8 protein-coding genes are annotated in these 10067 nt (G+C 65.6%); all 8 read right to left on the bottom strand.

All coding sequences use genetic code 11. The annotated features are described in order from the left end of the window. Positions 1–24: 24 nt before the first annotated feature. Positions 25–747, bottom strand: a complete 723-nt coding sequence (locus NLM31_RS00385; protein WP_254191149.1) for a nucleotidyltransferase family protein — start codon at positions 745–747, stop codon at positions 25–27. A gap of 126 nt (positions 748–873) precedes the next feature. After that, positions 874–1188, bottom strand: a complete 315-nt coding sequence (locus NLM31_RS00380) for a PilZ domain-containing protein (RefSeq protein WP_254127213.1) — start codon at positions 1186–1188, stop codon at positions 874–876. Between the two features lie 87 nt (positions 1189–1275). Further along, complete coding sequence (gene tsaE, locus NLM31_RS00375; protein WP_254127211.1) at positions 1276–2796, bottom strand: tRNA (adenosine(37)-N6)-threonylcarbamoyltransferase complex ATPase subunit type 1 TsaE; 1521 nt, start codon at positions 2794–2796, stop codon at positions 1276–1278. Further along, positions 2793–5297 (bottom strand): PAS domain-containing sensor histidine kinase, encoded by a 2505-nt coding sequence (locus tag NLM31_RS00370; RefSeq protein ID WP_254127209.1) that lies wholly within the window; start codon positions 5295–5297, stop codon positions 2793–2795. The genes tsaE and NLM31_RS00370 overlap by 4 nt, the downstream gene beginning before the upstream one ends. Before the next feature lie 404 nt (positions 5298–5701). Further along, positions 5702–6160 carry a dUTP diphosphatase gene (gene dut / locus NLM31_RS00365; RefSeq protein ID WP_254127207.1) on the bottom strand — a complete coding sequence of 153 codons (459 nt, stop codon included), beginning with the start codon at positions 6158–6160 and terminating at the stop codon, positions 5702–5704. After that, a complete protein-coding gene (coaBC, locus tag NLM31_RS00360) occupies positions 6157–7605 on the bottom strand; it encodes a bifunctional phosphopantothenoylcysteine decarboxylase/phosphopantothenate--cysteine ligase CoaBC (RefSeq protein WP_254191148.1) in 1449 nt (482 codons plus the stop codon). The genes dut and coaBC overlap by 4 nt, the downstream gene beginning before the upstream one ends. 71 nt (positions 7606–7676) lie before the next feature. Next, positions 7677–9251: a 2-polyprenylphenol 6-hydroxylase gene (ubiB, locus tag NLM31_RS00355; protein WP_254127202.1), complete on the bottom strand. Its 1575-nt coding sequence runs from the start codon at positions 9249–9251 to the stop codon at positions 7677–7679. Continuing rightward, a complete protein-coding gene (gene ubiE, locus NLM31_RS00350; RefSeq protein ID WP_254127194.1) occupies positions 9248–10009 on the bottom strand; it encodes a bifunctional demethylmenaquinone methyltransferase/2-methoxy-6-polyprenyl-1,4-benzoquinol methylase UbiE in 762 nt (253 codons plus the stop codon). The genes ubiB and ubiE overlap by 4 nt, the downstream gene beginning before the upstream one ends. Positions 10010–10067 lie beyond the last annotated feature (58 nt).

The following is a 10067-nucleotide window of genomic DNA, read 5'->3' as shown; positions in this document are numbered from 1 at the left end:
CGTCCGGGACAAGAGTAGCGCGGCCTACGCCACGCTCTCCAAAAACGCCTCTTCCGCGGCGTGGACCGCATCCGGCGTGCCGACATGCATCCAGACGCCATCGAGGCGCAGGCCGAACAGGCGCTCCTGCTCGTTGGCACGGTCGAACATTTTCGTCAGCGAGAATTCGCCCTCGGGCGCATCGGCGAAGATCGTCGGCGACAGGATCGCCGCGCCCGCATAGACGAACGGGACGATCTCCTTTTCCTTGCGCTTGCGCAGTGCGCCGTCGGGCAGCATGCCGTAATCGCCGCGGCCGCTATAGCCGATGCTGGTCGCGGTGGGCGCCATCAGCAGCAGGATGTCCATGCGCTCGGGATCGAAATTTTCGGCAAGCCGCGTCAGATTGGAGCGCACGCCGTCGATCCACAGCGTGTCGGAATTGACGTGGTAGAACGGCGCATCGCCGAGCAGCGGCAGCGCCTTGACCACGCCGCCGCCGGTGCCGAGCACCTGGTCGCGCTCGTCCGAGATGGTCACGCGCGGATGTTGGCGCGTCGCGGTGTGCTCGATGATCTGGTCGGGCAGATAATGCACGTTGACCACCGCCTCGGTCACGCCGGCCGAGGCGAGCTTGTCGAGCACGTGGTCGAGCAGCGGCTGGCCGGCCACGGGCACCATCGGCTTCGGCATCTTATCCGTCAGCGGACGCATGCGCAGGCCGAACCCTGCGGCGAGCACCATGGATTTGGTCGGTTTGACGGACATCCTTCGCTTTCTCGAACCTCTGGAATCTCTACGTTCGCGGCAAGCCTAGCACGAGCCCCGGTCAGCTGCACCGCATCTCAACGGCCTTAGCCACCCGCCGTGACGGTTGTACGACGTGTGTTGCTCTCACGCCCCGGCGGCTGTGGAACGCGCTTTCTTCTTGTCGCCGAGCTTGAGAAAATTGACCCCGATCTGATCGCCATTGACCCAGGCCAGTTCGCAGCGCCGGTACGCCAGGCCGGTGGACGACAGGACGAGAAAAAATTCCTTCAGATGCAGACCTTCGACCGAGCCGTCGATCGTCAGCTTGGCGCCGCTTTCGGAGACGTCCTCCATGGTGCATTCGCGCCGCCAGGTGCCGTCGATCCCCATCATCTGGGCCGGAATTCCGCGTTCGAAAACAACCCGACTATTGCCGCGATGGTCCGTCTTGACCGCCATCTGCCCTTGCTCCAGCCCCTATTTCTCCGGCGGCCTGCGGGCGATGATACCGGCGCGATGGCTAACAGCCGGTAAATCGGTTCCAGCTCAGGATTGGGGCGGCGGGACGTTAGCGAGATACCATTCGCGCAAATGCGCGAGGGCCGGATGCGCCAGCGAACGCTGCAGATAGGTCCAGATCCGCGGCTGGTGACGCAGATAATGCGGCTTGCCGTCGCGGCGGTTGAGTCGCGCAAAAGTGCCGAGCAGGCGCGTGTTGCGCTGCGCCGACATGATGGCATAGAGCTCGGCAAAGCCGGCCGGATCGAAGCTCGCATCCTCAGCGCGGCGCGCCTTGATGTAGCGCGACAGCAGCGTCAGCTCGAGGGCTTCGGGCACGTCGATGCGGGCGTCCTGCAGCAGCGACACCACGTCGTAGGAGCGCGGTCCGAGCACGGTGTCCTGGAAGTCGATCACCCCGACGCGCGCCATGCCTGTGCGGTCCGCGAGCCAGATCAGATTCGGCGAATGGTAGTCGCGGATGATCCAGGTTTTTGGCGCGGCCAGCGGCTTCTTCAGCAGCTCGCGCCACATCGCAAAGAATTCCGCGCGCTTCTCTTCGCTCAACGGCGCATTGCGATCGGGCAGATACCATTCCGGCATCAAGCCGATTTCAATCAGCAATGCCTCGGTGTCCCAGGCGGGAATGGCATGGGTTTGCCCGTCCACCGGCAACGTTTCCGGCAGTGCCTTGCCATGCAGCACGGCCAGCACGTCGGTCGCGGCTTCATAGCGCTCGGTGATCGGCCGGGGCGGATCGCCTTCGATCACGCCTTCGCTGCCAAGGTCTTCCGAGATCAGGAAGCCGTGGTCGAGATCGATATGGTGGATCTTCGGTGCCGAGATTCCGACCGCGCGCAAACCTTCGTCGATAGCGACGAATGGCTTGATGTTCTCCGCAAGATGCACCACGGCACTGTAGGATTTGCCGTTGTAGATCGCTGCACCATCGGGGCGCTGCGGCGAGTTCATGAGAATGACGACACCATCGTCGCGGACCAGCCGTGCGTAGGAACGCGTCGAGGCGTCGCCGGCCATGTGCCTGCGGCCTGCGTCGAGATAGCCGGACGCATCGAGGAATTGGCGCAACGTCTTCAACCGAGCAACGGTCGCTGCGCTCCTGCCATACCCCGTGACGTCGGCGGCGCGCGCATTCGATCCCAGTGCGGGACGATGCGTCAGCGCGATGTCGATGCGGTCCGCGGGCATGGCCGAGGGCGCGCGCTCGGGCCATTCGATCAGCACCAGCGTCGCCTCCGGCAGCGGCGACAGCCCGATCTCCTCGAGCTCGCTCTCATCCTCGACGCGATAGAGGTCGGCATGCATCACCGCAAATGCCGGCAGCTCATAGGCCTGCACCAGCGTGAAGGTCGGGCTCGGCACTTCCAGCTCGTCGTCGCCGGCGAGGTAGCGGATCAGGCTGCGGGCGGCTGCTGTCTTGCCGGCGCCGAGATCACCGGTGAGGGTGATGGTATCGCCGGGACCGATCAGCAGCGCGAGGTCGGCCATCAATTGCGCGGTGGCCGTCTCGTTATGAAGCGCGACGGAGAATGTGGTCGGTTCTGTCATTCGGCGGCGTCGCGATGCGCCGCCTGGTCGGTCGGGAAGTCGCAGATCACGACCGTGCCTTTGCCCACGACCGAATCCACCTGCACCTTGCCGCCATGCAGCTCGACGAAGGAGCGCACCAGCGAAAGCCCGAGCCCGGCGCCGCGATGACGCGAGCCCTGCGAGCGGCTTTCGAACCAGTTGAACACCTTGTCCTTCATGTCGGCGGGTATTCCAGGTCCGGAATCTGTCACAATAAAGACCACGCTGCGCTCGGTGCGGCGCGCGCTGATCCCGACGGTGGAATCCTGCGGCGAGAAGCCGACGGCGTTGGCAAGCAGATTGTAGAGCACCTGCACCACGCGCTTCTCGTCGCCGACGAAGCTGCCGACATCGGGCGCGATCTCGACCTTGAGACGGATGCGGTCGGTGGCGAGCCGGTCCTGGATACCTTCGGCGGCGAGCTCGATGGTCTTGCTGACATCGACCGGGCCGAGCTCCAGCTTCATGGCGCCGGCGTCGATGGTGGCGAGATCCAGGATGTTGTTGGTCAGCGCCAGCAGCGCATTGGTCGATTTGGTGACGTAGTCGAGATATTCGGCCTGCTTCGGCGTCAGCGGTCCGGTCGAGGGATCGCTGAGGAAATGCGCGAAGCCGATGATGGTGGTGAGCGGCGAGCGCAGCTCGTAGGAGACGTGGTGGACGAAATCCACCTTCATCTGGTCGGCGGTCTCCAGCGCCTCGTTGCGCTCGCGCAGCGCGCGCTCGACATTCTCGGTGTCGGTGATGTCGAGGAAGGTCAGCATGGTCGCGCCGTCATGCATCGGACGGATCATGCCGTCGAGCACGCTGCCGTCCTTGCGCTCGAGCTTGAGCGGCACGTCGGCGCGGTTCTCGATCGAGGTGATGGCTTCGCGGATCTGGCGCCAGACCACGGGATCGTCGAACAGCTGATGGCACCAGCCCTCGACGGTCTGGATATGCGGCTCCTCGCGCATGGCATCGTTCGACAGCTTCCACATCCGCAGGAAGGCCGGATTGAACAGCTGCGCCCTGCCGTTGCTGCCGAACACGGCAACGCCCTCGGCGAGGCTGTCCAGCGTCTCGCGCTGGACCCGGATCATGCCGTCGAAGCGGCGGGCGAGCTCGAGGCTCTCGGTGACGTCGTCGAACAGATAGGTGACGCCGCCTTCGGGATTCGGCGTGGTGACGACGGACAGCGCGCGGCCGTCGGGCAGGTACCAGGTGTCCTTGGCCGCCTCGACCGCGCGATAGGCCTCGTGCAGCTTGGCCTTCCAGGCGCGGAAGTCCGGCTGCTCCTGCAATTTGCGCGCGGCGCGGAGCTGGTCGAGCACGCTGGAATCATCGGGATGGGCGTCGAGGAAGGTGCGATCGAGATCCCACAGCCGCCGGTAGGAATCGTTGTAGAAGGCGAGCCGGCGCTGGCCGTCGAACACGGCCACGCCGGAAGAGAGCTGATCGAGCGTGCGGCGATGCGCCTCAGCCATCCGCACCAGGGCCGCGCTCAGCGCATCGGCTTCGCTCGCGTCGATCGCGACGCCGACGCTGCCATGGCCGACATTGACGGCCCGCACGTCGTACATGCGCCGCTCGCCGCCGATCACGATCGGCAGCCGCGAGGTGAAGTGAGCTGCGTCTTTCAGGCCCCGCTCCATGGCGGTGCGGTCGGCGCTGTCGAGCAGCTCGAGCTTGCGTGCCTGGGCGTCAATGATGCTGGTCGCTTCGGTCGCGCGCACATAGGCCGGATTGGCGAAGGTCAGCGCGCCGTTCTCGCCCTTGGCCCAGATCGGCCACGGCGCGGCGGCGGCGAAGCCGCGCAGCATCTCGGTTTCGTCGGCGAGTGCCCGGTAGCGCAGATGGGTCTCGGCCAGTTCGCGCCGCAGGCCGGAGAGTTCGCGAATCCGGACAATGGCCTGGCCGCCGATGGCGCGGCCGATCGCTTCCAGCGTGTGGCCGTTGGCGGTCGTCAGCGTAAGCTGGAAGCCGTCACCGCGCTCGCGCAGCGCATCGACGGCGTGATCCATCTGCAGCGCCGGTTCCGGCGGCAGCCAGGTTCCGAAGGCGAGCACGCGCTGCGGCGACGAATCGCGCGGCAGCACCATCGCGATGTCGCCCGAGATCTGCGCGCGATCGTCGCCGGCCGGCCAGGAGATCAGGATCTGCGGCTCGGCAAACAGCAGCGCGCCGAAACGGTCGGTTTGCAGCTGGAGGTCCCTGATTCGCGCGCGCAACGCCGCCTCGGTCTTGGCCTTGCCGACGCGTGTGCGCATCAGCAGGATCGCGGCCACGACCGAGAAGCCGAGCAGAGCCAGCGCGGTGGCCAGCACCGCGAGTTCCTGCCGGTTGAAGTCCAGCAATATCGAGAGTGTGTCGACGAGGTCGGCGGCCTCAGCCGGCGCAGCCGGCAGCAGCGCTGCGAGAGCGCCTCCCAACAAGCCGTTGCGCACCAACGAAGTGCACGACAACAGCGTCCGACGCATCGACACGATCACGCCTGACATAGTTGCCCCAAGACCGCACGAATTGACGCGCGGCAACCCCCGTCGCGCGCGAATCAAACGACAATACCCCCACCGCGACTCCACCGGTAAGAGTCCAGACCGTGAACGCAAAGGCGGTCCCAAAAAAATGCGGGGCGTTGAGTTCCAGTCGCACGTAATTCTGCGGGTGATTCGGTTGAGATTGCCGCGTGTTAGCGGGTGAAGAGATGAGACTCGATTGGCGCTCCAATGAAGGTGCGTTCCCTCCCCCCTTGTGGGGGAGGGTTAGGGAGAGGGGTAGCCAAGGAAAAGGTGCTCATTTGTTGATGATGCATCGCGGTTGAGAGGACGACGGAAAGAATCCCCGTGCGGCACCCCCCCTCCCCCACAAGGGGGGAGGGAACGGAGAGACCTTTGTTGTCGGCTCAGCGGCCCGTCGACCCGAAGCCGCCGGCGCCGCGATCGGTCGACGACAGCGTGGTCACGGGAACCAAGGCGGCCTGGACCATTGGTGCGATCACCATCTGCGCAATGCGCTCGCCGCGCTTGATCACGAACGACGCGGCGCCGTGGTTGATCAGGATCACCTTGATCTCGCCGCGGTAGTCGGCGTCGATCGTGCCGGGCGAATTCAGCACGGTGATGCCGTGCTTGGCCGCAAGCCCCGAGCGTGGCCGCACCTGGGCCTCGTGCCCGGGCGGCAGCGCAATCGCAAGCCCCGTCGGCACCAGCGCATATTGGCCGGGCGCGAGCGTCATCGGCTCGCTGTCCGCCACCGCCGCCATCAAATCGAGGCCGGCGGCGTCCGCGGTCTGGTAGGCCGGCAGCGGCAGGCCTTCGGCGTGGGCCAGTTGCTGCAGTTCGACGGTGACCTTCGTGCTCAAGATGCCGGCTCCAGGGATTTGTCGGTCACGCTTTTGGCGATATGCGCGACCAGTTCGATGGCGACCTGTTCCTTGGTCATCACCGGCCAGGAATCAACAATGATCTCGCCGTTGTTCTCAGCATTCTTGCTGATGAGGTGCACGGTGTTGCGATCGCCGCCCATCACGCCGGTGGCGGGCGAGACGTCGTTGGCGACGATCCAGTCGCAGCCCTTGCGGGCGAGCTTCGTCTTGGCGTTGTCGATGAGATGCTCGGTCTCGGCGGCAAAGCCGATCACCAGCGGCGGACGCTTGTCCGTGAGCTTGGAGATCGTGGCGAGGATGTCGGGATTCTCGACCAGTTGAAGCGGCGGCATGCCGGCCGAAGTCTTCTTCAGCTTCTGCTCGCCTTCATTGGCGACGCGCCAGTCGGCGACGGCGGCGGCAAAGATCGCGATGTCGGCGGGAAGTGCAGCCTGCACCTGCTCCAGCATCTGCCGCGCCGATTCCACATGCTTCACCGTCACGCCGGCGGGATCGTCGAGGTCCACCGGGCCGCTGACCAAAATCACCTCGGCGCCGGCAGCTTGCGCGGCGGCGGCAATCGCAAACCCTTGCTTGCCGGAGGAACGGTTGGCGATGTAGCGCACCGGATCGATCGGCTCGTGGGTCGGACCCGCCGTGATCAGCACGCGCTTGCCGGCGAGCGGCCGCGGCACCGGCGGCCGCAGCAGTTTCTCGGCAGCAGTGGCGATCTCGATGGCTTCCGACATGCGTCCGACCCCGGCTTCGCCCGCTTCGGCCATTTCGCCGGAGTTGGGACCGACCAGCAGGATGCCGTCGCGCTGAAGCTGCGCGACGTTGCGGCGGGTTGCCGGGTTGTTCCACATCAGCGGATTCATCGCGGGCGCCAGCAGCACCTTGCGGTTGGTCGCGAGCAGGATGGCGCTGGCGAGGTCATCGGCATGGCCGTTGGCCATCTTCGCCATCAAATCGGCGGTCGCCGGCGCCACCACGATCAGATCGCAGTCGCGCGCGAGGCGGATATGGCCGGCGTCGAACTCGCTCTGGGGATCGAACAAGTCGGTGTAGACGCGCTCATGGGAGAGGGCGCTGACCGAGAGCGGCGTGACGAACTGCTCTGCCGCCTTGGTCAGCACGCAGCGGACCTCGATGCGCCGCTCCTTCAGCCTGCGGATCAGGTCGAGCGATTTGAACGCCGCGATCCCGCCGCCGATAATCAGGGTGATGCTGGCCTCGGGGACGGCGCTGGTGCGGGCTGACGCGGCTGCAGGTGACGCTTCGGGCGGTACCGCAAACGGCGTCAGCGGCTCCTCGCGGCCCTCGATCAGCTCCCGCAGGATGACCCGGACCTCTTCCTCGACCGATCTGCGGTTTCTGGCCGAGCGCAGCCGCAAATAGGCTTTGACGGTGTCGTCGAGCTTACGGATGGTCAGGCTTGCCATGACGCCCTCCAGCACGGGATGATAGCGATGCTATCACTCGTGTGATTGCAGTGCAATCACGCTTTTGGCAATCACAGATTCCGGACGGCGATCAGGATGCCGATGAAGGTCGCGGCGATGATCCAGAGCGCCACGGTGCGCCAGCGGTTCTTGCGGCCCTCGCTGCGCCCCATCGCGGCGATGCTCTCCGGCGACAGCCGAAGGCCCTCCCGCGTCATGGTCTCGAGCTGCTCCAGCACCGCGACCGAGCGCTGGGCGATGTCAGGCAGGCGCATCAGCACTTTGGTGAGGTCGCCGCCGCCGGCCAGCGCACTCTGAACCCGGCCGATCGGCCCGAGATTGCGCTCGATCCATTCGCGCACCACGGGATCGGCGACCTTCCAGATGTCGAGCTTGGGATCGAAACCGCGCGCCACGCCCTCGACCACCACCATGGTCTTTTGCAGCAGGATCAGCTCGGGCCGCGTCGTCATGTCGAACAGGCCGGTGACCTCGAGCAGCAGCGTCAATAGCCGCGCCATCGAGATTTCCTCGGCGGTGCGGTTATGAATGGGCTCGCCGATGGCGCGGATGGCTTGCGCAAAATTTTCGACCGAATGATGCGCGGGCACATAGCCCGCCTCGAAATGCACCTCGGCGACGCGGCGGTAATCGCGCGTGATGAAGCCGAGCAGGATTTCCGCGAGGAAGCGCCGCTCCTTCATGCCGAGCCGGCCCATGATGCCGAAATCGACCGCGACGAGGCGGCCGGCGTCGTCCAGGAACAGATTGCCCGGATGCATGTCGGCGTGGAAGAAGCCGTCGCGCAGCGCGTGGCGCAGGAAGCTCTGGATCACCTTGCGGCCGAGATCGGGCAGATCGACCTGCGCTTCCGCGAGGCGCTTGTGGTCGTTCAGCGCGATGCCGTCGATCCACTCCATCGTCAGCACGTTGTGTGTGGTGCGGTCCCAGTCGACGGTCGGGACGCGGAAGTCGGGATCGTTCTGCGTGTTCTCCGCCATCTCCGACAGCGCAGCCGCCTCCAGCCGCAGATCCATCTCCATCGCGACCGAGCGGGACATCGTGTTGATGACTTCGATCAGGCGGAGCCGTCGCGCTTCGGCCGAGTAGGCCTCGGCCTTGTGCGCGACGTAGAAAAAGTCGGAAAGATCGCGGCGGAAGCGCGCGGACACGTTCGGCCTGAGCACCTTGACCGCGACCGGCTTGCGCATGCCATCGCGCTCGATCTCGCCGCGATGCACCTGCGCGATCGAGGCAGCCGCGACTGGCGGGCCGAAGCTCACGAACACGTCCTTGAGCGGCCGTTCCAGCGACGTTGCGATCGCAGCTTCTGCTTCGGCCTGCGAGAATGGCGGCAGGCGGTCCTGCAGGCTTTCGAGGTCGCGCGCCATTCCGACGCCGACGACGTCGGGCCGTGTCGCCAAAAATTGTCCGAGCTTGAGATAGGCCGGGCCCATCCGGGTCAGTGCGCGCGACAAGCGCGGACTATCCTTCGGGCCGCGCCGCTCGACGATACGCGCAAGCTTCAGCGCGAGCTGTCCGGGCGGCGGCACCAGGCTCGGATCGACGGAGCCGAACACGCCCTCGCGCGCAAAGACGAACGCGGCGCGGATCAGGCGCGAAATGTGGGTGATGGCAGAAATCACAAACGCCAGCCCGAATGCAGTGCGACGATGCCGCCGGTCAGGGTCTGAAAGCTGACGCGGGAAAAGCCGGCGTCGCGGATCATGTCGGCGAACGCATTCGGCTTCGGAAACTTGCGGATCGACTCGACGAGATACTGGTAGGATTCGGCGTCGCCCGTGACCATGCGGCCGAGCGGCGGGATCACCTTGAACGAGAACAGATCATAGATCTTGTCGAGGCCGGGCATCTCGACGGTGGAGAATTCCAGGCACAGGAAGCGGCTGCCGGGTTTCAACACGCGATAGGCCTCGCGCAGGGCCTTGTCGATCTGGGGCACGTTGCGGATGCCGAAAGCGATCGTATATGCATCGAAGCTGCGGTCGGCGAAGGCGAGCGCTTCGGCATTGCCCTCGACGAAATCGACCTGGGTTTCGAGATGGCGCTTGGCGGCGCGCTCGCGGCCCACCGCCAGCATGTCGGAATTGATGTCGCAGACGGTGGCATGGAAGCCCGGACCTGCCGCCTTGGCGGCCCGGAACGAGATGTCGCCGGTGCCGCCGGCGACGTCGAGCAACGCAAACGGCCGGTCGCCGCGGGGCGGGGCGAGTGCGTTGATCATGATGTCCTTCCAGACCCGGTGCAGGCCACCGGACATCAAATCGTTCATCAGGTCATAGCGCGACGCCACGCTGTGAAACACATCGTTCACCAGCGTCTGCTTGTCCCCCAGGGGAACGTCTTTGAAGCCAAAATGCGTGGTTTCGCCCGGCCGATCCATTACTCTACTCCACGGCGCCGACCATAGCGCGGCCGCCGCAATGGCGCTATCACACCGC

The organism is Bradyrhizobium sp. CCGUVB4N (assembly GCF_024199945.1).
Classification (GTDB): Bacteria; Pseudomonadota; Alphaproteobacteria; order Rhizobiales; family Xanthobacteraceae; genus Bradyrhizobium.
The sequence above is the reverse complement of the archived record's forward strand: the minus strand, read 5'-3'. Positions and strand labels throughout refer to the sequence as shown.